Genomic DNA, 23,467 nt, shown 5'->3' on the forward strand with positions numbered 1-23,467 from the left:
AGCTGCAGATTGCAAATATCCAACATCTACTCAAAATCCTTATCAAAATACGCGCCGCAGCTGGGACAGATCACATTCGTCACTTGATCAGCGATAGTGGTGTGGTACGTCCAGACGGTGCCGTTTTTGAAAAGAGGCGTAGGGCAGGAGTAGCAGTGGGTTCTGGTCGTCCACACACCACAGTGTCTGCAGTCCAGCAACCATCGCATCGCACCACTCTTGGTGCGCTTCGCTTTGATTGATTGATTGTCGTGGCGCTCGCCACAGCCGATGCAGAAGCTTCGGGATTCCCAGATGGTGTCATCCTGATCCGAGCTCAGTTGCCTCGGCGCAGGGAATGAGCTCTGGAATGCCAAGGCGAGCAGGCGTTTGAGGTGTTGAGTGGATTGGGCGCCGGAGGAGGTGACGCCTGCTTGTATCCAGCCCTGGCGGTGAGCGTTCGTTCTGCTGTAATCGCTATGAGCGCCCCATTCGAGTGGTGATTTGGCCGGACGTACGGTGAGCCCGCAGGGCTGGAGAATGAAGACCTTGGCATTCTCCAGCGCCTGGTCGTAGCCCTTAATGAGTATCAGCTCATCGAGCATCTGGGTAAGCTCGCCCTTCCTCCATTTGCTTCTAAACTTAGCGTCCATCACAAGCCCGATACGCCGTCCTTTGGGTGGGTTGTAACGTGTCGACTGTTCGTCTTCGGTGTGGGTGATGTCGAGGACGAAATCAGGCCTGCGGCCCGACAACATTTCTGCTTGGCAGGTGAGAGATGCACTGATTTTCAAATCATGGCGCAAGCATTCAAACCTGACGTTATTTGATCGTGTCAGCGTGCTGGTAATGAGCTTTTCTTCCCATCCGATTTCAGGCTCGAAGCGAAAGTCGTGGATCAGCAGCGTGAGTATTTTGATGAGGCACCATTTTTCATAGATTTCACTCGCATGCAGTATTCCGATGTTATTGATTTCGTCCAGCTTGGACAGGTCTAGCCCACCTCGATTAATCAGCTGACGGATTTTATTGAATGCCGATACGCATGCGGAGTAGTCCGGGTTGGACACGAGCCGCATTCCGAGCGGAAAACTCGAACTCGGTGCGACCCCGAATTTTGCCAAGCTGGCATCTGTCGCTTGCAGCAGCCCAGCCTCTCGGGCTATTTCCTGTATAGAGGATGCAATGGCTATCCTCTTCTCGGACGAGCGCTTCGCTCGTCGCTGGGCAATGGCTGCCTCACGCTTTAGTTCGCGCAGTTCATTGGTGGAGAGCGCAACCTGCCAATCTTTGACCTCGAGGTATTTGCGCTTCGCAGCCCGGTTTTCGAGCGCATGGGTTTGTGCCCAAATTCCGTGCACCGAAATGAACTTGAGTTCGCGATATCGTTTCCCACTAGAGGTAATCTTCACAGAAGTTTGCGCGCAGCCTGCCAGTGTCAGGTCTTTGCAGAAGTGATGAGCTGCAAGGATCAGCTCGAACACATCCTCAGGCAATACCACAACTCTATAATCGATCTCTGCGTCGCCGGAAGCCTGTTGGCCGTCCTGACGCTCGTAGAAAAAAGCACATTTGTCTCCGTACCTTTTGCCCAAGCGAATCGGGAAACGAGCTATTTGGTCGGGATATTCTGTAGACGGCCCGGTGAAGCATGTAAGTGCTTCGAGCCGACGCGCAATGTCTTGCGTCTGATGATCAAAAACTTCGGGATCGACAGCACGCGATTTTATTGCGCTGTCACGCGAGGCACGCTCGGCCTCCTGTGAGGTCAGTCGACGCAGGAAGTCAGTCTGCAAAGTGGCTGCGGACATATAAGCAGCGGCCACCTTGAGGGCCACCGCTAGCATATGACGCACGTACCGATTCTCGGGAATATCTGCTGACTCGTTGAACACCCGACCTGTAAAGTATCGAGCCGCAGGATTGCGTAAGTACTCATGAAAAGTAGCTGCGTTTGGCCGCAACTTCGCGATCGACTGCGGCGCCTGCCCTTCTCGAATATCGACTGCGGGAGATGCCAGCACTCTGTTGGAGGCAGCGTTCAACGCTTTCAACGCGACAGCCAACTCGGCACCTGACCCAGGACCTTGGCCTGAGGCAGTAGCTGCGGCGGCATCGTTCATGATCATCCAGAGAAGATCACCTCGAAAGTCGTTGATGTAGGCCTGGATGTCGGCGCGACCGAAACTCGAGAGTCTGTTCTCAATCCGCAGCCTCAAATTGCCGAGCCGAATGAAATAAGCGCCCGCACTACGATGAAGCTCGCTGAAGTGACGTTTGTTCAGCGGATCCCAACCGTCGTGCTGCAACCACCACTGGCCGCAGCCCTGCTGATCGGCAATGCGCAACATGGGGGTTTCTTCACCGGATGCACTGACGAAAACAGGGATTGTATTGTCGAGGGCGGACTCAAGGCGTATGCCGAGCCAGGGATGGAAATCGTTGAAGACGGTGCTCTCAACAGATAACTCGCCGCTGGCATCCCGCTCTATCTCCAGCGCGTGAGGTGCCGCCTTAATGTCCCGCGCAACGCCTTCCGATTGCCAGTTAATCACTAGGTATCGCACTTCGATTTGCAGTGACATCAACGGGTCCAGAAATTCGCGATGCCGTTGTTACTCTCAGAGCGCGAAATCAGCTCATCCAGAGACTCGACCGCTGACTCGGTCACTTGGCTTCGGTCAAGCTGTACCAATGTTTGAGCCAATGAGTCGCGCAATCCGATCAGTAAATCACGTCGCTTCTGCCCGTTGGATGAGGCCTTTTCGACATCCAGGATAATTTTGGGCAGAATTTTGTGCACAACGACATTGTTCAACGCGACTATTGTCCCGATGCCCGCTTCGGCTGCCTTCAGGATGTAATTCAGCGACTGCCTGATAGCGCGCATACCAAACTCAATGCCAAGCGGATCGAGATAGTCTCGTGACAGGGAAATCAGCAGTTTTACCTGAGCATCGGATTGATCAAATGCCGGATACTCAGCGCGCGAACCGATATCAGTGCTCAAGATATTCATAGGCAGCTGCAGATCGAGATCGAACGCCTGCAGCTCACTCTCGACTTCATCCCAGTCCATCAATACGGGATTGCGAAAGCGCATGACGTGGGCACGATCAAGAATTTTAGGTGAGAGATAGTGGGTGGTCTCGTCCACGTTGATTGCCCCGATGATCCAGACGTTCTCCGGAAAACGGAAACCGGCAGGTATATCGATCATGCCCGATAGCGAGCGCCTGATCTTCGCGTGGTAGTTGAGTAGGGTGTCTGCCTCCTGAAAGCCCGCCAGCCTGCGAAGCTCGAGGTTCGCCTGATCATTCATCAATATCTCGCAAAACGAGGCATCGTCTCCAAGGCCGGCGCGTTTTCTGGCCTCTTCCTCGAGCGTGAGGAAAATTTTGTTATCGACAATTGCCTGCCGTTCTTCAGTTGAAGAATAAAGATGTATCCAAGGCGCCTGACTCCTCGTTTCCAGCAAACTCAGAAAATCGGCAAAATAATATTCCACCCGCGCGAGGTTCATTTCGTCTAGGCAGATGAAGTGAGGTATTTGCGGCTCACGCGCCGCCTCCAGCAATGCCAGTAAAAACTGCGATGGGTGATAACGCCGTTCAATCGGGTTGTAGTAGCCAAGCAGGTCGTCCGACCCAGTCCAGTTGGGCTTTACGGGTACAACGGTGCAACGCCCCCCTACAGCCTGCGCAAACGACTTCACTAGGCTGGTCTTGCCCGAGCCTGAATCCCCCGCCAGAACAATTAAGTCATTAGTGCGTAGTAGGGTTATGAAGTCGAGCAACTGAGCACGAGTAAATAGAACACCCTTGCGCCATAGGAAAGCTTGGATGTACGAAGCAAGCCGCTCAAGACTGCCTTCAAGCTCTTTGCCGAAGTGATAGCCGTTGCGTGCATCAAATGTCGTTTGAGAGGGCAGCACTTTCTCTATGTCAGCCCTGTCCACAAGATTGAGTGCGACCATACGCTCGCCTCTTTCACGGAAAAAGGATTCCAGCTCTCCAAACTTGTTCTGCAAGGTAGACGTCCTCTGTGCAAACTCTGCTTCTAACGCTGCGATGCGGTCAGTACGCTGACCGATCTCGACCTCGATGCGCCTGTATTCATCATCAAGTACTGCTTTTCTATCGACGGTTGCCTCGACCTCCTCGCGCATAGCCTGAAGTTTCTCCCCGGCTTGTGCGGTCTCTCTTCGCACTAGGTCTTCCACGGCATCGCGCACCTTGGTAACAATAAAAGGCAACGGTGCTGATTGGATATCCTGAATATGCCACCAACTTTCGGGTATGTGGCTGAGGGGCTCTAGGGTGTTAGGGCGGACCATGCAGGCTAATGGGTCAGCGCGGCTTGTTCGCTCGATCAACGGCGAAAGATCCAACTCGGCGACAGCGAAGCCATCCACCTGCCCCGTTTTCAGATAAGTGCGCAGTTCTGACGGGGGCACGAAAACAGACATACTCGCGCCTGGACTGGCAACTGCCGAAGGAAGTCTGTTGCCTGAGTCGGGATGATGTAATTCGTTAAGAAATCCGAAGTTTTTTCCTTCAGCGCGAGATACACGACCTATTACTCGTAGAGTCGAAGAGCTTTTCTGCTGCCATCTCTGCGCAAGGTGGGTACGTAAGTCCTCGTCTGACCAATCTAATGTGGGTACAAACTCAGTATGGCCTCCTTCGTCGTTGCCGCTCATACCACTGTGATGCGTTTCATCAATCGCCACGTGCTTTCCTGCTCACAACGCTAAATTTAAGCTCAGCATGAGCTTGACGCCCGGATCATGCCAGCGAATCAGAAGCACGTGTATTTATCATGGAATGATAATGTTTGGGCTTACGGCAAGCCGAGTAGCTACGCTGTCGGACATCAAATGCCACAAATTTGCCACACTCGCCCCACTAATCAGGGCGAAAACTCGCTAACCCCAGCTAACACAACCCGTTGATTTCCCAGCTAATCCCCGCTAACGTATTGATTCTAAACGCCGACTTTTAGGACTCCGAAGGCAGGGGTCGTGGGTTCGAATCCCGCCTGGTGCACCATGAATCAAACGAGAAAGCCCCGGGCTGTGATGGTCCGGGGCTTTTTTGTGGGTGACTGTTTATGGTTATTTGGAGGAGTTACATAGGCTCCGGTGAACCACGGCGTCGTCGGCCGAGTGGGCAGTCGTCAATTTAGAGTTTACAACTGCCCTTAGCCCTACAGCCCTACTGACGAAAATCGGCTGTGGTTGTTCGCGGAGCACCTACCTAGCTGCGTTTCACCTGATGCTTTAGCTTTAGCGTCCTGATTCCAACCAACTCACAAAAACCAAGGAGGTGATATGACCAAAATGTGGATGATCCGCGGCGAATCTGGTCGCCTGTACGATGACTTCCGTGAACGCGGTGTAGTAGCAATCGGATGGTCACAGCTTGCTCCGCTAGCCAAACCTGGAATGTCACGAAAGGAAGTCACCCGCCTTTATCAAGACGTCGAGCCAAACATCAAACCAGGCACTGCCATATCAGGTGCTTCGCAAGTCTGGCGGTTTATCAATGAGATTCAGCCTGGCGACTGGGTCGTTACGTACTCTCCCGCCAACCGCACATATCTGGTTGGCAAAATCACTGGTGACTTCAAACACAACCCAGATCTTGCCGATCTCGGCATGTCTCTGACACGTCCGGTGCAGTGGATTGATCAAGAAGTCGACCGTGACAGTCTCACCTCTGCGAGCAAAAACAGCCTCGGCTCAACGCTGACAGTATTCGTCGTTCCAGATTTCGCGCTTCAAGAATTGAAAGCTAAAGCTGCTGGAAACAAACCACCTGCATTGCCGACAGTTGAAGAGGAGTATCCAGACAGCGATCCGCTGGCAGGAATGGAAAGTCTGGCACTCGAGCGCATCAAGGATTTGATCAGCGCGCTGCCGTGGGACGATATGCAGCATCTCGTCGCCGGGATCTTGCGAGCGATGGGCTATAAAACTCAGGTCTCCCCGGCCGGGCCCGATCGCGGGAAAGACATCATTGCGTCACCAGACGGATTCGGATTTGAAAATCCACGAATCATTGTTGAAGTTAAACATCGCAAGGAGCAGATGGGCAGTCAGCAGATACGCAGTTTCCTTGGTGGACGGCACAAGGATGATCGCGGACTCTATGTCAGTACCGGAGGTTTTAGTAAGGACGCTTACTACGAAGCTGAACGAGCTAATGTGCCGCTGACGCTTTGGACGCTGGATAATCTAGTACGCGCTCTGGTTGAACACTACGCGCAGACGGATTCTGAGACCAAGCGGCTGATACCACTAAAAATGACCTATCTGCCTGTCGCGCTCTGACTTGCTGACTCTCCACTCACGAGTGGAGAGTCCGAGTTTAAGCAACTATCAAGTTAAACATGACGATTCGCACCGCGGACCTTATTCAACTGGCTTTCTTTAGTGGTTTGTTGAGTAGTTTTTTTTATTGGATAGTTTTCTTGGGTAGTCCAAGAAAAACTCTTCCAATGACCCCAATACCATTCTCAGATCACACTTCCAAGCTCGATGTTTCGAAGGTAGTGAACACACAGCTGAGTTCACTCCGTCGTCCAGTCAAACTCATCATATTCATCGTCGTCATCCCCCTCCTCCTCAGCTTCGTCAAACACCTCATCTTCTTCAACGAGGTCTTCTTCCGGCTGATTCAGCAGAAATTCCTTACGTGTCTCGGTTACTGCACGCCGCATTTGTTCGCCCTTCTCCGGGCAGTTGAGCAGTTGGGCGATGCGGTCGATTTTTGCTGCCACGGTGTCCTCCCAGCGCATTGGCAATGGCTTGATAGTGCGCGTTTTCGCGGGGCAATGCCAAATGCCTGGGGTATCAGGGCAGTCCGCCGCTCGGGAGCGGCGAACCTCAGCGGTGATAGCGTCGCACCGCACTGCTGTTGCGCAGCACATGGCCTTTGATTTTTTCCATCAGTTCGGCACGGGTCAGGCCGGCGGGCAGGGCGTCCGGGGCGAGGTCGAGGGCGTAGATCTGGATGATGTAGTGGTGCGCGCTGTCACCCACTGGCGGGCATGGGCCCATGTAATGGGTGTTGCCTTTGCTGTTGGTGCCGCCGACGCCTTCGAGCGCGGATTTGGCGCCGACACCGGCCGCGATCTGGTGGGTGGTGGGCTTGATGCCGTAGTGAATCCAGTGATCCACGCCCAGGCCTTTCTGCCCATCCGGGTCGTGCATGACGATCGCGTAGCTCTGGGTACCGGCCGGGCCGGCGTTCCAGCTCAGCGCCGGCGACTGGTTCTTGCCGCCGCAACCAGGCGCGTCGCTGGCGGCGGCCGCAGTGAACAGGCGGTTGTCCGACACGCCCGGGATGCTCAGGGTGAAGCGCTCCTGGGCCTGTGCCGGGAACTGCACGCAAAGGGTCACGGCAATGGCCGCCAGCCATGGGTTGAGAGAGGTCAATCGGGTCATTCCGGGAGCACCTTGTGCAGTGAAGCCGTCGTCGGCCCGCAAACTATAGCTGTACCGTTCGTGCCTTGGCACTAGCAAATGGCTGAACCTCGCGCGGCGACCTCAACTCACATGAGAAATGCCTGCGAGGAAACCGAAGATGTCCCTGCACCGTGTCGCCCGCCTATCCGATGTCCCGCAAGACCGTGGCCTGCAAGTCGAAATTGGTGACTGCAAGATTGTTCTGCTGCGGGCCAACGGAGAATTGCGGGCGTTTCAGGGGCTGTGTCCACACGCCGGTGCGCCGTTGGCCGAGGGTGCGTTGTGTCACGGCAGGTTGATCTGCCCCTGGCATAAAGCCGCTTACCGCGCCGAGGACGGCGGCCTGTGCGAGCCGCCATCGCTGGACAGTCTCAAGCGCTACCCGCTGGAGCTACGCGGCGATGATGTCTGGGTTGATGACCAGCCCCTGCCCGATCCGCACACCCCGCCCGCTGACGATCCAAGAACGTTCGTGGTGGTCGGCGCCGGGGCGGCGGGCACGGCTTGCGCGGCGGCGCTACGGGAGAAGGGTTTCGGCGGACGCATCGTGCTGGTCGATGGCGAACCGGATGCCGGCTACGACCGCACGGTGTTGAGCAAATTTGTGCTCGCGGGGGAAATGTCACCGAAAGAGGTCCCGCCCCTGCGCGATGAAACCTTCTATCAAGCGCAGCGCATCGAGCGCGTGCAAGGTGAAGTCAGTTCACTCGACGCTCCAGGCAAAACCCTTCATCTGAACAATGGCGGCATCCTGCACTACGACGCTGCGGTACTCGCCACCGGTGGCGCGCCCAATTCGCTGAAACTGCCCGGCGCCGAACTGGCCAACGTCTTCGTCCTGCGCTCAAAAGCCCAGGCTGAACAGATCATCAACGCTGCGCAACCGGGGCAGCGCGCAGTGATCATCGGCGACAGCTTCATCGCCCTCGAATGCGCGGCGGCGCTGCGCGAGTACGGCCTCGACGTCACCGTTCTGGCCCGCCACGCAGTCCCGTTTGCCAAGCAATTGGGCGACGCCGTGGGCAAGGCGATTCGCGCGTTGCACGAAGAGCACGGGGTGAAGTTCATCAGCGAGCACGAGGCTACTGAGATCTTTGGCGAAGACAAGGTCGAGGGCGTGCTGCTCGACAATGGTTTGCGTCTGGCGGCAGATCTGGTTCTCGTCGGCGTCGGCGTCCATCCGGCTACCGAGGCGTTCGGCTCACTGCCTAAGGAAGAAGACCTATCGTTGCGCGTGGATGACGGCATGCGCGTGACCGATGGCTTGTGGGCCATTGGCGATATCGCCACGTTCCCGCTGAGCGGCCAGCCAACCCGCATCGAACACTGGCGGCTGGCCCAGCAACACGCGCGCATCGCCGCTGCCAACATGCTTGGCGGCGAGGAGCATTATCTGGATGTGCCGTTCTTCTGGACCTACCACTTTGGCAAGAATTACGACTATCTCGGTCACGCGACAGAATGGGACGAAATCGAGTTCAGCGGCGAGCCGGAAAAGCCGCCATTCATTGGCCTGTTCGCGAAAAACGGTATCGTCGTTGCGGCGGTGGCTTGCGACAAACAGCGCGCCATGGCATTGCTGGCCGAGCGGATGAAGCAACCTTTACGAATGAAAGAAGCCTCGACGCTGATTCAGGCCTGACACCGGTGCTGTAGGAGCTGACGAGTGCAACGAGGCTGCGATCTCTTGATCTTGTTTTTACATAAGCAAAATCAAAAGATCGCAGCCTTCGGCAGCTCCTACACAGGCCGCGTGGAGATCAGGTCAGGCGTTTCACCGGCTCGCGACTGTCGTCTTCTTCGGCATGCAGAAAGATCACCCGCGGGTTTTCCAGTGGCGCCAGGGGCGCGGGGAGGGCTTGTTGCTGTACCGGCCAGAAGTGTGTTTCGACGTGGCTGATGTCGCCTTCGTGATCGTTGTGAATGGTCATTACCCCCGGCGCGCGCAGTTTCTGGAAACGCTCGTCGGACAGTTTGAAACTCTGGCTCAGACCTTCATCGCCAATCACCGGCGACGGCAGACGACGCTGGGCGAAACTGCGACTTTTGCGTTGTTGATAACGCGCCCACCCGATCAGGATCACCGCGTTGACCAGCGCGACCCACATATACACCTGCAGAGTGCCCAAGGCATCGAATGCCGAATTATCGATGCGCGGGCCGCCGGTGGTCTCGATCAATGGCCATAAGCCGCGCACCAGTAGCAACAGCAGGCCGACCCAGGCCAGCACCGTGAGGATGATGTCGATCACCAGCAGAAATGGCCGTTGGCGAGTGCGGATAATTTTCATTTGATGACTTCCTCCTGGTCGTCGCCCAGCGGGCGGATGCCCCGATCAGGACTGACCCAGCGCGCGCGTTTCTTGTGTTGGCTGAACAACACCTTGGGGAAACTGACCAACGTGGTCAGCAGACTGACGAGCCAGAACACCAACGGGTACCACACCACCCAGAACATGGTCTTGCCCAGGCCCGGCTCGTAGCGGCGATCGATGATGATGCTGACGCCGAACTGCACGAGGCACACGAACGCCAGCAGCAGGCCGGTGAAGGCCGGTGGCATCAAGTGATCGACAGCGATCGCATCGGGCATGACCATGAACTTGCCCATGCCCCAGAAAATCACCGACAACAGGAAGGTGAAGGCCCAACCGGTGGACAGGCAGTATTCGAACAGCAGCGGCCACAAGTAGCGATGGCGGTACTGCCAAATGCCGCGAATGTTCTTGAACAGCACTTCGGCGCCGCCCTGAGCCCAGCGCAGACGCTGCTTCCACAGGCCGCCGAGGGTCTCGGGCATGAGGATCCAGCACAGTGCGCGCGGTTCGTAGAAAATGCTCCAGTGATCGAGCTGCAGTTTCCAGCTGATGTCGATGTCCTCAGTGATCATGTCCGGGCTCCAGTAGCCAACCCGGTTCAGTGCAGTGCGGCGGAACGCGACGATCACACCGGAAACGGTAAAGATGCGTCCGAACACCCGCTGAGTGCGTTTGATCAGCCCGATGATCGAGGAGAATTCGCCAACCTGTACGCGCCCGATCAAAGTCGAACGCGTGCGAATGCGCGGGTTGCCGGTCACCGCGCCAAGGCGTGCGTTATCCAGCATCGGCGCGACCAGATAAGCCGCAGTATTGGGCGCCAGCAACGCATCACCATCTATGCACACCAGATACTCACTGCGCGCAGCAATCGCGCCCATGCGCAGGGCCACAGCCTTGCCCTGGTTTTCCGCCAGATGCAGAACCCGCAGGCGCGGGTCTTCCTTGGCCAGCGCATCGAGCACTTCGGCGGTGTTGTCCTTGGAGCCGTCGTTGATCGCGATGACTTCGATGTTCGGGTAATGCTGCGCCAGCGCCGCGTGGATGGTGTCGGCGGCGTTATCGCCTTCGTTGTAGCAAGGGATCAGGATCGAAATCAGCGGCTCGCCTTCCAGCGGTGGCGGCAGCGTGTCGTCCTGCCACGGCCAGTGGCGCTCCCAGTGCAGCCAGAAATACAGGCCGCCGGCGATCCACAACCCGGACATGAACAGCGGGTAGAAGAACACGAACGACATCAGGAACTGGCCGGTGACCACGAAGATCAGCCCCAGCGGAACGCCGAGCACGATCGCCAGAACAAGCAGGGCTAACAGTCTATCCAGCATGTTATGGATTCCATTTGTTGGAGAGTGCAGGCCTTACGGTTTTCAGGTCTGGCAGATTGTCGAGGAAGTTGTCCGGGTAGTAGCCGAAACTGGTCGCACCCTGACGCTTGAGCCGGCCCATCCAGTCCGCCAGTTGTGCGGCATCGATGTCGGCCTGATCCTTTTGGTTCCAGTCGCGCGCCTGCAATTCGAACACCGTGCGATTCAGCGCACCGGGACGTTTTTTCACCGTCGCTACCAAGGCTTCCAGCCACGGGCCAGACTCGGCCACGGTCTGTTTTTCCATCAGAGGCATCGCCATCGGCGCCGTCCAGTCGTAAGTGGCGAGGAAGTCATCGAGGTTCTGCGCGAACCACGCTTCGCTCTGCGGATTGATCATCGGTTCGGCGAAGATGTTGCGCGCGGTCAGCACCTGCGGGCCGCGAATCGCACGGACCTTGGCGGTCAGCTCGTTGGTGAAGTCGATCAGGTAGCGACTCTTGAAGCGCGTCCAGCGCTGCATCGCCGCCGGATCGTCGCGCAGCGCGGCAATCGAGCCGGGCAAGCCCTGGGCGGCGTAGGCCTTCAGCGCGTCTGGCGTGGCATCTTCGAAATCCGACAGCACCGCGTCGTCGTGATAAAGCACACCGTCGACCGAGGTCAGGCGCGCGAGGTCTTCGTAGATTTCACCGATGATCTTGCGCACTTCGGGATTGAACGGTGACAGGCGTTTGTACTGCTTCGGATCGACCGATGCAGTGCCGGTTTCCGGGTCCCAGCGGGTCACGCGCGGCAGCTTCGAATCCAGTTCGAAACTCAGCACTGGCATCCACGCATAGACCTTCACATGAGCGCGGGTCCGCAGTTGCCAGGCGACGCGGTCGAACAGGTCGGCGCGCACCGGCAAGTGACGGTTGGGAAAGTACAGTGAGTGCACCAGTCCATCGCCCTTGGGATCGGCGAAGGCTTGCAGGAATACCGTGCTGGCGCCCAGATCTGACATGCGCTGCACCAGTTTGCCGAGGTTGATGTCCTGCTGCGCCGGGTCCGGGTCGTAGACGTTGTCGAGATCGACATGCACCACGCGCATCGGCCCCTCGGCCTGCACCGAGACGATGCTGTTGGCAAAATGCTCGCCGTCAGGATCGGAGGCGACGAGAAAGCGCGGCCCGCTCATCAGGTTGTCTAGCGTGTCGAGACCGTCGTCCAGAGTGAGGGCCATTTCATAGCCCTCCTCGCCGACGACGGTCAGCGACGTACCGTCGGCGGCCCCGTACGGCCAGACCCAGACCCGTGGTTTGTAGCCAGTGACCTTGCGAATCTTCTCGGAGATATTTTTCACGTCGGTACGAATGCGCGCCTGGAAATCGGCTTCGGATTCGTAGCGCTTGGTCACAGGGTCATAGCGCCGGGTCGCAGCGGCCGGCTGCAGGTTGCCCTGCGGGTTGGCGAGGATGCCTTTGTGGTTGGCATCGGTGTGAGCAGCAATCTCTACCAGCCCGGACCTGGAAATTTCGCGTATCTGCGCCCAGGTCAGAAAATCCGAACGCTGGCGTGGCGTGCCGGCAAAATCCACCGGCTGGTTCAGCGGCGTGTCGATCCAGGTGCCGACCGGCGCCAGCAAGGCGTGCCAATTATAGGCGCGCAACACCGGCAGCACGCGGGTATAGAAGCTGGCATAACCGTCATCGAAACTGAGCAATACCGCTTTCGCCGGCAGCTCCGGGCCGCCCTTGCGCGCGGCCATGATCTGGTCGACGGTCACTGGTTTGTAGCCGTTCTCGCGCAGCCACGCGAGTTGCTCGATCATGCGCTCGGTGCGCACCGCCACCACGGCCTGATCGGGATCACGGTCTTCGACATCGTGGTAAGCGATGCCGAGCACATGGTTTTTCGGCCACGGTTGTTCACTGGCCGCGACCGGGCGCTCGGAGGGCGGCGCAAAGGCCGGGGCTTGCTGGGCGCAGGCGCTGATCAGCAGCGCTCCCAGCAGAAGGATGAAACGCGAGATAAATGGCATCTTCAAACTCTTCTAGAAGCGGAAAGTGAGGTCGACGAGCAAACGGAGATCAGTTTCCCGATCACCGTCGTAAGGCCGGTTGATCACACTGAACATGCCGCCCACATCGAACACGTCGTTCCAGGCGTACCGTTGGCCATAACCGAGCAACGCCATGCCGCCGGTGCCGTGGTCGCGCTGGCTGTAGGTGCCGGCGCCGGCCTGGAACTGCTGGCTCCAGGAGGTTTCGTAGCGGTGGTAGAGCACGTGATTGACGTTGACCAGCGGCATCACGCTGAAGTCGGATTTCGGGTTGAAATACGGCACGTCGTCGGATTTCGAGTTGTGGCTGGTGCCGACTTCCAGACCGGCGTCGACCTGAATATTCGGCGCGCTGTAAATACCTTCGCGCCCGGTGACCAGCGCTTCGACACGGTTGTTGCCATCGCTGAAGTGCGACGGACTGACCGACACGCGCCACTCGCGGCTTTCGTTGGCACGCCAGCGCAGGAACGCACTGCCGCCGTTGGCCTTGATATCGCTGTTGAGTGCGCGCAGCGGCGTTTCGGCCGAGAGGTATTCGAGGCTGCCGCCGTACTGCCAGTGATCGTTGATGTCGCGGGCAATCGCCAGGCGTGCGCCCTGTTTGTCACCGAAGCCGTAATCGTGATTCGACACCTCGGCTTCGAGCGTCATGTCACGGGTGCGCCGTTCCAGGCCGACACGCTGGAAGCGGTGGTGGCCGGTGCCCTCGGCGAAATCGCCGGTGGCATAACCGGCGCCGGCGAACACGCGCCAGTCTTCGTTGATCGGCGGGCTGTACAGCGTGCTCTGGATACCGAAATCACGGCTGCCGCTGACCGCACCGGCATCGCCGCTGCCGCCACCGTTGGCCTTGCCGCCGTAGGCTTCGACGCGCAGTTCGGCCATGTCATGCACTTCGCGCTCGCGGGCCAGACGCTGCACCTGGCGGTTGTCCGGGTAGCGCGCGACCACATCGTCGACCAGTGCATCGTTCTGCCGCCACTCCTGCAACTCCATGGCGGTGCGTGCCTGAGCGACTTCCAGGCCGGCGTCGCGCGGCGCCATGCCCTCGGTTTCCTTGAGCAGGCTTTCCGCACGGCGTGGCATTTGCCGGGCGAGGTAGAGATCAGCCTGGGCCAAACGCAGGCCAAGGTTGCCCGGCGCTTGATCGACCAGAGCCTGCAAACGCTCTTCACCGTGGGGCAAGTCAGAACTGTAGGTACCGGCCTGGGCGGCGAGTTGCTGAGCGTCCATCCACTCATCGTTGGGATTGCCGACCGGCAAGCCCTTCAGTTCGACGCGCGGCCGCTGGGCTTTTGCCGCATCTTCGGCGACCTTGCGCGCCTCGTCGGCGCGGTCGCTTTCCAGCAGCGAGTAGTACAGCGCCGTGGTGTCTTCGAGACGATCACCGGCATCGGCGTCCGGTGCCGAAAGCACCTGGCGATACAGATCGGTGGCCATCTCAGGCTCACGCTGATCCAGATACGACGCCGCCACCCAACGCAGGGCGTAGGTCGGAATCTGCACGCCCTCGGCCTGCAATTTTTGATATTCGCTGATGACGTCGGCGGTGCGCGCCCGCGCTTTGAGCGCGCCCATGCGGTCGATGCGCCAGCGCGTCACGTCGTCGTGGGCAGTGGCGTCAGGCGTCCAGGTCGCGAGCAGTTTGTCGTAGTCGGCCAGCGCACGGTCGGCGATGACGTAGCGTTCCTGTTCGCTGCGGGTAGCCAGTTCGGCGAGGCGTACGCGTTCGGCAGCGAGATCGCCTTCGAGGCGGCGCAAGGTCACCGGGTCAATCAGACCGGGACGTTGGCTGGCCAGACGCAGCGCCGGCTCAGGCAGACGAGCCTTTTGCAGGGCAACCACGTACTCGCGGGCGACTTCCGGTTTGTTGCCGGCGCGGATAAAGGCCTGATCGAATTCGAATAATGCGTCGTACGGTTTGCCAGCGCGACCGAGGGCATAGCCCAGGGCGAGGCGGCGCGAAGGATCGTCGGGCTTGGCGGCGACCAGCGCCTGCGCACGGGTGACTGCCTGATCGGGTTTGCCGGCATCGGCCTGGGTCAGCGCCAGGCCCAGTTGCAGGTCGGCGTTGTCCGGCTCCAGCGCCAGTGCCTTGTTGTAGACCTGGGTGGCCTGATCCCAGCGCTTGAGGTTGCGATAGGCACGTGCTGCGGCGGTCAGCGCCTGAACCGGCAGAACGCGGTCGCGGCCCTGGGCCTCATAGACCTTGACCACTTCGGCATCGAGCCCGGCCCAACTGGCGATTTGCAGATGATCGCTGATCTGGCCGTCGCTGGCCTGACCCGGCGGCACCTGACGCAGCACCGTCAGCGCAGGCGTGTAATGCCCGGCACGGGCATCGCGCACCATCTCGTCGTAGGGTGTGTCGGCCAACGCCAGCAGCGGCCAGAGCAACTGGCTGCACAGGGCGAATCGGAACAAAGGGCGCAAACCACGATGTATTACAGGACCATCAATACGCGGCATTCGTCAGCATCCTTACATGGCCAGCCGGGTCGCAATGCCCTCCTTGCCCATTCGTAACGGTGGCCGACAATGACAGCCCTCGGCCAAGCTTGGTGAGGCAGTCTGCACGCAAGCGTAGTCGAATTTTCACAACGCAATAATTGTTCAGAATCGGCATGAGCGCCGTATAAAACCCGCACAGCAAAACGCCCGGCGCCTGTTCACACAGGGGCCGGGCGTCTGGATAGCGCGCGGTGGATTTATTGCACTTGGGTGACGCCGGCAAACTTGCTCATCAGGAAGCCGATAAACTGCTCGACGGTCATTTTCTGGCCGTTGAATTCGACCTGATTGGCCGCGTAATGCAGTTTGGTCACCACGTTGGTGCCGTCGACGACAGCCAGTTGCGAGCCAACCGCCATGCCGGCGAACATGTCCGCCGCTTCCTTGGACTGATCGACGATGGCTTTGGCGTCAGTCTGGCCATCGAGTTGCGCCTGCACGCTGAGCAGATCGACCAGCATCGGCTTGGACACCTGAATGTTCAGGTCGAGCAGCGCGATCAGTTGCTTGCCGAGTTGATCCGGCGGCAGATCCATCGATTGCGGCTTGGTCAGGTCGATCACCAGATTGGCACGGCTTTCGCCGTTGGCGGTGTTGAACGACAGATTCTCCAGCGCCAGTTGCGGGCCGGCGGCCAGCAGCTTCTGCAGATCGGCTTTGACCTGGGCGTTTTCCGCTTCGGTCAGGTTCAGCTCCGGCGCCGGCAGACCCTGGGCTGCCGCCTCGGCGGCGGCTTTTTCGTATGGCTGCAACTTGGTCTGGTAGATCTGCATCAGCGACATGGTCGACGGAATGTCGAGGTTCTTCAGGCTCATGGCCATGGCCGCCGAACCCACTTTCTTGTCATTGAGCGACACTTCGCCGATTTTGTAGTCGGCACGCCCCGAGGCATTGCTGCCGCTTTCTTCGGTGCGGTTCTTCATTTCGAAGTTCTTCACGCCCAGCACCATGGGCTTGGCACCAAAGGTGGTTTTGCTGCTGGTCACTTCCAGGGTGTTTTCGCCGGTGTAGTAGCCGTAGCTGCTCTTGGCGAGGTTGCTGGCCAAGGTCAGACCGTTGAGCTCGACCTGCACCGGCGCCTGGTCTTCAGACACGGTGACCAGTTTCAGGTTGTCCATGTAGCCGTCGGCCTTGACCTTCTGCGCCTGGGCGCTGGCGGCGATGTCCATGCTCAGACCGGAAAACTTCAGGCTCGACTGCTCATCCAGCGCGGTTTCGAACGGCACCAGGTTGAGGGTGCTGGTGGTCGATTCGTCGTAACCGATGTTGGTCACGCCCTTGAGCGGCGCGGCGCCGTTGGTGGCGGCGAACCATTTTTCCGTGGACGGGCTCTTTTCCAGCTCGTAGTTGCTGGTAGCCATGACCGGCAGCCACTTCAGCGAAACCAGACGCGAGAACGGCAACGGGCCGTGTTCGATGTGATCGACGAACAGCAGCTCGACCGGCGCATCACCGAACATCTCGCCTTCGCCCTTGAGGCGATAGTGCGCGGTGCTGGTGAAGGTATGGCGTTCCAGCGATACCAGTTCCAGCGACGCGGTGCCGTTGGAGCCGGCCATGGCGGTCTGCAGCTCTTTGTTGGCGTTGCTGACGGCGTTGTTCAATACGCCTTCGATCTTGGTCCCGGTGTACCAGGCCCCGCCTGCGCTGACCGCGCCGATGGCAACAACAATTCCGAGGAGCACGCCTGCTGATTTATTCATGAATGACCTGATCGATTTCCGTGGCTGTGGATGAAGTCGTCTTCCCTGAACCCGAGATCGGGTCGCGGCTCGACTGTACGCAATGAGCGGTGGAGATTAGCACCGGGCGTGGCGGACGGCCCAATGTTTAAAGGTTAAAAGAGTGTCTATGGACACTTGGGAGAGCAAAAAGATCGTCCGATCGCGGCCCGAGCCTTCGGCAGCTCCTGCATTTGGAATGCGATTCTCCTGTAGGAGCTGCCGAAGGCTGCATCTTTGGATTTCAGGAATATTGAACCTCGATTTCATCGAGCTGATGATCAAAGCTCTTCAACCGCGCCGTCCAGGTATACACCAGCACTTCAAAGTCGCGATCGATCACCGCCCCGCCATTGGCATCTGCGCGCACATCGCAGAAATCCAGTTGATAGCGCTCTCGGGCCATGGCCGTGGCGACGTCGGACAGCTCACGGGCATTGTTCAGCCAGTGCCAGCCTTCATCGGCGATCTGCTTGTCGAGTTCCAGACATTGCTTCTTCAGGGCTTCGAGGCTTTTTTCCAGCGGCGTGCCGGTGAGCTCGCCCATGACTTCGGCGAAGGTTCGCCCGGGCTGCCAGTAACTGCCCCAGAAGTAACGATCGAACACGGTTTCGACCCGGCGCAGGGCGACTTTGGTGTCCCAGATCAGCACGAGCATCTTGCCGCGTTCGAGCTGGCGCTTCTTGACCCGCTGCAGTTGAATCGAGGTCCACGCAACGACGACGATCGCCATCACTGCGATCAGCGCAACGGCGCTGTCGAGGAAGATCATTGCCGTGTCGATCTGATGGGCCAGCATGATTCCGTAGAAATACGTGGCCGAGAGCAGCACCAGTGCGACCAGAGCGCACCAGAAGCCGAGAGCGTAAGGGTTCTTCATTATTGGTTTCCCCTGGGCCAGCACGAGCAATGTGCATTGGCGGAGCGCTTGGCACGGGGCGCCCCTCCAACACTTCAAAGCATAGCAATGGCCTCAGGGTTTGCTGGCGCCCGAGGTGTTCGTTCGTCCGCTTTCCCAGCCACCGCCCAGCGCCAGGAACAAATCGATCTGGCTCATCGCGACTTGGGTGTTGGCCGCGGCCAGTTGCGCGGTGACATCGGTATAGGTTCGCGTCGCTTGCAGATCGGCGAGGAACGACTCGCGGCCGGCCTGGAAGAAACGGTGCGTCTGCTCGGCGGCGAGCTTCGCCGACTGCTCGGCTTCGGCCAGCGCGTCGCGGCGTTGCAGCAATGCGCTGTACTGCGCCAGCCCGGTCTGGGTCTCGCGGATGGCGTTGAGCACCACCCCGTCGAAATGCGCCAGCGCGCCCTGGGTGTTGGCCTCGGCTTCACGGATGCGCGCGCGGGCGCCGTTGGTCGGCACTTTCCAGCTCAGCGACGGGCCAAAGCCCCAGCGATTGGTTGATGGGTCGCCCAGATCGTCGATGAGACCGACGGTGCCTATCGTCGCGCCGATGCTGATGTCCGGGTACAGCTCGCCGGTGGCGATACCGATGCCCGCCGTTGCCGCCGCCAGACGGCGTTCGGCCTGACGGACATCCGGACGACGCTTGAGCAGCGCAGCGCCGTCACCCACCGGCACCAGTTGCGCGATCTTCGGCAACTCGGCGCAACGGGCCGTGCCCGCCGGCAATTGCTCGACCGGTTTGGCCAGCAGCATCGACAAACGGAACAGCCCGGCCTGACGCGCCGCTTCATAACGCGGCAAGTCGGCACGCAGGGATTTGAATTGTGTTTGCGAACGGGTGACCTGGGTTTCGTCGCCTCGCCCGGCATCACGCAGGCGCTGGATCAGCGTGGTGCTCTGCGATTGCAGATCGAGAGAATGCTCGGCGATTTCCCGCTCTTCGTTGGCAGCACAAACTTGCGTATAAGCGCGGACCACGTCCGCCACCAAAGTGATGCGTGCGGTATCGGCGGCGGCCTGGGTCGCGTCGGCATTGGCCTTCGCCGCTTCGATGCCGCGTTGCAGGGTGCCCCACAGGTCAAACTGATACGAGGCGCTGATGCCAATGTCGCCGATGTTATCCACCGGCACTTTCTCCGGCAGCAGGAACGCCTGACCGGATTCCTGCAAACGCTGGGCGCCCATCTTCACCCCGCCGCTCCAGCCGCCAGCGGCCTCGGCTTCATCCACCTGAGCCCGCGCCCGCGACAGGTTCGCCGCTGCCACGCGCAGATCGGTATTGGAAGCCATGGCCTGCTGCACCAGTTGATCGAGGCGCGGGTCTTTATACAGCCGCCACCAGTCGGCGGGCACCGGCGCCGAGACCACCGGCTTGCCGGCGACTGCCAGCTCGCCCTGAATATCCTTGCGCTGCACCGCCGCGTCGGCGGGCACCTGATAATCCGGGCCGACCATCTGACAGGCCGAGAGCATCACGCCCATTCCGGCGATCAACCAGGCCCTGCTCATGGCTGCGGCTCCTCATGCTGATCGTCGATGATCGACACGGTGGCGGTACGCCCGGCGATCATGCGGAAGTCGGCGGGCACTTCATCGAATGCGATGCGCACCGGAATCCGCTGCGCCAGACGTACCCAACTGAACGCCGGGTTGACGTTGGGCAGCAGGTTGCTGCCGCTGGTACGGTCGCGGTCTTCGATGCCGGCGACGATACTTTCGACATGCCCGCGCAATCGCGCACGATCACCAATCACGCGGATATCCACCGACTGTCCGACGTGAATGCCGTCGAGTTTGGTTTCTTCGAAATAGCCGTCAATGTGAAACGAGTTGCTGTCGACCACCGACAACACCGGGCGCCCGGCGGTGACGAATTCCTGCGGACGTGGTGCGCGATCGTTGACGTAACCGTCGACCGGGCTGCGGATCACCGAGCGGTCGAGGTTGAGCTGCGCACTGTCCACCGCTACCAACGCTTCGGCCAACGCCGATTGCGCACGGGCTACGCGCGACTGGCTTTCTTCCAGCTGCTCGGCCGGCACCAGATTGCCGAGGCCACGGTTACGCTTGGCTTCACGCTGCGCCTGGGCGAGGGTTTCCTGGCGATCGGCAACGGCGGCCTTGGCCTGGCGCAGGGCCAGTTTGAAGCGGTCCTGATCGATGCTGAACAGCACCTGGCCACGTTTGATCAACTGGTTGTCTTTCACCTCGACCTGCTGAATCAGCCCGGACACGTCCGGGGCGATCTGGATGATGTCGGCGCGAATGTGGCCGTCGCGGGTCCACGGCGCGAACATGTAATACATCACCATGCGCCAGACGAGGACAACGGCAAACGTCACGATCAGCAGGGTCAGAACCACGCGACCAATAGTCAGAAAAGGTTTTTTCATGTCATCAGGTATCGACTGAGTGAGTCCACGCCGTACAGCAGCACGGCATAGAGCGCCACGTTGAACAATGCCCGGTGCCAGACCAGACGGTAAAAGTGCAGGCGTTGCAGCACGCCGTGCACCAGCAAAAACAGCACGTAAGTGATGCCCATCAAAACCAGCAGGGTCGGCAGGAAAATACCGCTGATATCCAGATCACCGATCATAGGGGCGCTCCATCGGGCAGCGGTTCTTCAGGCTCGGCGCTGGAGACGAATTCGACGCCGGGCAGCAAGGCCAGACGCAGGCCGCTCAAGGCGTGCAACAGGTGCAGACGGGTTTCGTCGTCGCCCTGGCCGGTCAGCGCACGGCGGGTACGATCAAGTGTCATCAGCAGACCGCTCGGTGCCGGCAAGCGTTCGCCGGATTTGAGGCAGGCGCGGAAATACTCGCCGACCTCGGTCACCACTTGTCGCAACAGGGCGTTTGGCACGCCAGTCACGCGCGGGGTATAGGCGAGCAGATCGAGCATGTTCAGGCCGACACGCACTTCGCGCATTGCGATGCCGGTGTCCTGGCCGGTCAGGGCCAGACGCGGCAGGTGCTGCATCAACCGATCAAGCAACTGCACGCCCAACTGCCGATGCTCGGCGAGGCTGGCCGGTTCGGTCATGCTGACGATGTCCTTCCAGCTGAACCGGGTCAGGCGTTTGGCCGCCAGCTCGGCGCCGAACGGCCGTGCCACCAGCGTCCAGATAAACGCGAACAACAGCCCCAGCGGTCCGGCGAGGTTGGAGTTGGCGAAGGCGAAAAAGTCCGCGTCGTAGGCACCCTGAATGCTGATGAACGACGACGTGTTGACCAGCGTCAACAACATGCCGAGGTAGAAACGCGGCTGCACCGTCAGCGTGCCGATGCAAATGAACGGCACGGCAAACGCCAGCACCAGCATCGGGAAATCATGCAGGTTGGGCAGAATCAGAAACAGGTAAAGGCTGGCGAACAGCACCGACATCCCGGTCCAGAAAAAGAACCGGTAAATCTGCGGCGCCGGGTCGTCCATCGAGGCGAAGAAACTGCACGCTACCGCCGCCAGGATCACCGCGCTGCCGCCGTCCGGCCAGCCGAGCAAAATCCACAGCACGGACGCGACGATGATCGCCAGAATGGTCGAGGCCACCGAGTACAGCATCAGCCCGCGATCGATGAACGGCGTCAAACGGCCAAGTCGCCAGTGCCGATAGACCGCGCGCCAGCTGTCCTGGCGCTCGTACAGAATCGCATCCTGCAGGCTGCGGCAGTCCTGCCACAAATCGATGAATTCACCGAGGCGGTAAATCGCGTTGGAGAACAGCAACTGTTTGCGGTCTTCCAGTGCTTCGGCGCTGGGTTGCAGCGCGTCGAGTTGATCTCTCAGGGCTTGCCAGCGCGCAAGGTTGGCGTCTGCGTGGCCCAGCCATTCACGGGTCGCCGTCAGCAGCGGCTGGAATTTTTCCACCAGTTCCGGCGTGCGGCGTTCAAGGGCATACAGCGAATCCTCGAGGGCATCGATCACCGGCAGCAGGTGAATCATTCGTCCGCGCAGCTCCTTGGTGTTGCGCACGGTTTGAGGCCGCGCGCCTTCATGGGGCAACTGGCCGATCATCAATTCGAGGCTGTTGAAATTGGCGACCATGGCCATGCGCAACGCGGTGACTTCTTCCGGCTGCACATCGCGACTGAGGAACTTCAGGCTGTAGCTCGTCGCATCGGCGAACCACTTGCTCACCGCATCGTTGAACACCGGCGCCAGCCGACGCGGCCAGAACATCGCACCGACCACCGCAGCGACGGCGATGCCAAGGAAAATCTCTTCGGTACGCGCCTCGGCTACGTCCCACACCGCGAGCGGATTATCCACCACCGGCAGGGCAATCAGCGGCAAGGTGTAGCCGGCCAGCATTAGCGCATAGCTGTTGGCGGTGCGCAGATGCAGAGACATGAACAGCAGAATGCCGGTCCACAACGCGATCACCACCACCAGCACGTACGGGCTCTGCACGAACATCGGCACGAACAGCACCGCCGCCGCCGCGCCCAGGAAAGTGCCCGCCGCGCGGTACAGCGCCTTGGAACTGGTCGGGCCGAGAAACGGGCTGGAGACGATGTACACCGTGGCCATCGCCCAGTACGGACGCGGCATTTGCATGAGCAAGGCGATGTACAGCGCAATCATCGACGCTGCAAAGGTACGGACCCCGTAAAACCAGTCACGGGCCGGCGGCATGCCAGTGAAAAAACCGTTCAAGAATTGTCCACCACAGGCGAACGCGCCGCCTCAAAAGCCTTGAGTACCCGAAGCGTAGCTTCCAGATCGCTGCGCTCGATGCCTTCCAGCACTTCGTGGCGCAAGCGCACCAGCTCGGCCTCGACCGCTTGCACCAACTCGCGGCCGGTATCGGTCAGGCTCAGGCACTTGGCGCGGCGATCCTGGGCATCTTCGGTGCGACAGACGTAACCGGCATGGCACAGCTGATCAAGCAACCGCACCAGCGACGGACTCTCCATCCCGGCAGCTTGGGCGACTTGCACCTGGCGCACGCCCTCGCCCAGACGCCCGATCATTAACAATGGAACGGCGCAGGCTTCGGAAATTCCGTAGTTGACCAGCGTGGTCTGGCAGATCTTCCGCCAATGCCGGGCGGCCACCACCATGGCACTGCTGATGTTCATCTGGAGACTGTCGAGGGAATCGGACACGGGATAACGGACACTGTTAGTTTGCTAACTATCAATATCGCATTGGAGGGGAATTTCAGTCAAGTTTTGAAACAAATCTCTCCGTTAGTCGCCCTACTTGA

17 protein-coding genes are annotated in these 23,467 nt (G+C 59.5%); 2 read left to right on the forward strand and 15 right to left on the reverse strand.

Annotation, left to right across the window (positions count from 1 at the left end; translation table 11 throughout):
- Window positions 1-26: 26 nt before the first annotated feature.
- Both CXF97_RS05795 and CXF97_RS05800 read right to left on the reverse strand, forming a co-directional pair.
- Window positions 27-2,564: a hypothetical protein gene (locus CXF97_RS05795; protein WP_101157042.1), complete on the reverse strand. Its 2,538-nt coding sequence runs from the start codon at window positions 2,562-2,564 to the stop codon at window positions 27-29.
- On the reverse strand, window positions 2,564-4,711 hold the full coding sequence (locus CXF97_RS05800; RefSeq protein WP_256589703.1) for an McrB family protein: 2,148 nt from the start codon (window positions 4,709-4,711) through the stop codon (window positions 2,564-2,566). The genes CXF97_RS05795 and CXF97_RS05800 overlap by 1 nt, the downstream gene beginning before the upstream one ends.
- Window positions 4,712-5,311: 600 nt before the next feature.
- On the opposite strand from CXF97_RS05800, the gene CXF97_RS05805 reads away from it, so the two are divergent.
- Window positions 5,312-6,313: a restriction endonuclease gene (locus CXF97_RS05805; RefSeq protein ID WP_101157045.1), complete on the forward strand. Its 1,002-nt coding sequence runs from the start codon at window positions 5,312-5,314 to the stop codon at window positions 6,311-6,313.
- Between the two features lie 239 nt (window positions 6,314-6,552).
- Here CXF97_RS05805 and CXF97_RS05810 read toward each other — a convergent pair whose 3' ends face one another.
- Together CXF97_RS05810 and CXF97_RS05815 are read right to left on the reverse strand one after the other, a co-directional pair.
- Entirely contained in the window at window positions 6,553-6,762 is a 210-nt protein-coding gene (locus tag CXF97_RS05810) for a hypothetical protein (RefSeq protein WP_024011130.1), read from the reverse strand.
- A 106-nt stretch (window positions 6,763-6,868) separates the two neighbouring features.
- Entirely contained in the window at window positions 6,869-7,429 is a 561-nt protein-coding gene (locus tag CXF97_RS05815; protein WP_101157047.1) for a YbhB/YbcL family Raf kinase inhibitor-like protein, read from the reverse strand.
- Window positions 7,430-7,568: 139 nt separating this feature from the next.
- Between CXF97_RS05815 and CXF97_RS05820 the strand changes: the two genes are divergently transcribed.
- Window positions 7,569-9,092 carry an FAD-dependent oxidoreductase gene (locus CXF97_RS05820; RefSeq protein WP_101157049.1) on the forward strand — a complete coding sequence of 508 codons (1,524 nt, stop codon included), beginning with the start codon at window positions 7,569-7,571 and terminating at the stop codon, window positions 9,090-9,092.
- A 118-nt stretch (window positions 9,093-9,210) separates the two neighbouring features.
- Here CXF97_RS05820 and pgaD read toward each other — a convergent pair whose 3' ends face one another.
- From pgaD to CXF97_RS05875, 11 genes are all read right to left on the reverse strand, one after another.
- The gene (gene pgaD, locus CXF97_RS05825) at window positions 9,211-9,741 is read right to left on the reverse strand and encodes a poly-beta-1,6-N-acetyl-D-glucosamine biosynthesis protein PgaD (RefSeq protein WP_101157052.1); all 531 of its coding nucleotides are present in this window, start codon (window positions 9,739-9,741) and stop codon (window positions 9,211-9,213) included.
- Window positions 9,738-11,093 (reverse strand): poly-beta-1,6-N-acetyl-D-glucosamine synthase, encoded by a 1,356-nt coding sequence (gene pgaC / locus CXF97_RS05830; protein ID WP_101157054.1) that lies wholly within the window; start codon window positions 11,091-11,093, stop codon window positions 9,738-9,740. Before pgaC ends, pgaD begins: the two co-directional genes overlap by 4 nt.
- A gap of 1 nt (window position 11,094) precedes the next feature.
- Window positions 11,095-13,092, reverse strand: coding sequence for a poly-beta-1,6-N-acetyl-D-glucosamine N-deacetylase PgaB (pgaB, locus tag CXF97_RS05835; protein ID WP_101157056.1), 1,998 nt, complete (start codon window positions 13,090-13,092; stop codon window positions 11,095-11,097).
- 12 nt (window positions 13,093-13,104) lie between these two features.
- Window positions 13,105-15,585: a poly-beta-1,6 N-acetyl-D-glucosamine export porin PgaA gene (gene pgaA, locus CXF97_RS05840; RefSeq protein ID WP_101157058.1), complete on the reverse strand. Its 2,481-nt coding sequence runs from the start codon at window positions 15,583-15,585 to the stop codon at window positions 13,105-13,107.
- Window positions 15,586-15,824: 239 nt separating this feature from the next.
- Window positions 15,825-17,330 carry a YdgA family protein gene (locus tag CXF97_RS05845; RefSeq protein ID WP_101157060.1) on the reverse strand — a complete coding sequence of 502 codons (1,506 nt, stop codon included), beginning with the start codon at window positions 17,328-17,330 and terminating at the stop codon, window positions 15,825-15,827.
- 262 nt (window positions 17,331-17,592) lie between these two features.
- The gene (locus CXF97_RS05850; protein WP_101157062.1) at window positions 17,593-18,228 is read right to left on the reverse strand and encodes an NADH:ubiquinone oxidoreductase subunit N; all 636 of its coding nucleotides are present in this window, start codon (window positions 18,226-18,228) and stop codon (window positions 17,593-17,595) included.
- A 93-nt stretch (window positions 18,229-18,321) separates the two neighbouring features.
- The gene (locus CXF97_RS05855) at window positions 18,322-19,764 is read right to left on the reverse strand and encodes an efflux transporter outer membrane subunit (protein WP_101157067.1); all 1,443 of its coding nucleotides are present in this window, start codon (window positions 19,762-19,764) and stop codon (window positions 18,322-18,324) included.
- Window positions 19,761-20,648: an HlyD family secretion protein gene (locus tag CXF97_RS05860; protein WP_076564936.1), complete on the reverse strand. Its 888-nt coding sequence runs from the start codon at window positions 20,646-20,648 to the stop codon at window positions 19,761-19,763. Before CXF97_RS05860 ends, CXF97_RS05855 begins: the two co-directional genes overlap by 4 nt.
- Window positions 20,645-20,854 (reverse strand): DUF1656 domain-containing protein, encoded by a 210-nt coding sequence (locus CXF97_RS05865; protein ID WP_016772264.1) that lies wholly within the window; start codon window positions 20,852-20,854, stop codon window positions 20,645-20,647. Before CXF97_RS05865 ends, CXF97_RS05860 begins: the two co-directional genes overlap by 4 nt.
- Window positions 20,851-22,914 carry an FUSC family protein gene (locus CXF97_RS05870; RefSeq protein WP_101157069.1) on the reverse strand — a complete coding sequence of 688 codons (2,064 nt, stop codon included), beginning with the start codon at window positions 22,912-22,914 and terminating at the stop codon, window positions 20,851-20,853. The genes CXF97_RS05865 and CXF97_RS05870 overlap by 4 nt, the downstream gene beginning before the upstream one ends.
- Window positions 22,911-23,339 (reverse strand): MarR family winged helix-turn-helix transcriptional regulator, encoded by a 429-nt coding sequence (locus CXF97_RS05875; protein WP_178081148.1) that lies wholly within the window; start codon window positions 23,337-23,339, stop codon window positions 22,911-22,913. Before CXF97_RS05875 ends, CXF97_RS05870 begins: the two co-directional genes overlap by 4 nt.
- Between the last annotated feature and the right edge of the window lie 128 nt (window positions 23,340-23,467).

This window comes from Pseudomonas sp. Choline-02u-1, from assembly GCF_002836515.1.
In the GTDB taxonomy this organism is placed as follows: domain Bacteria; phylum Pseudomonadota; class Gammaproteobacteria; order Pseudomonadales; family Pseudomonadaceae; genus Aquipseudomonas.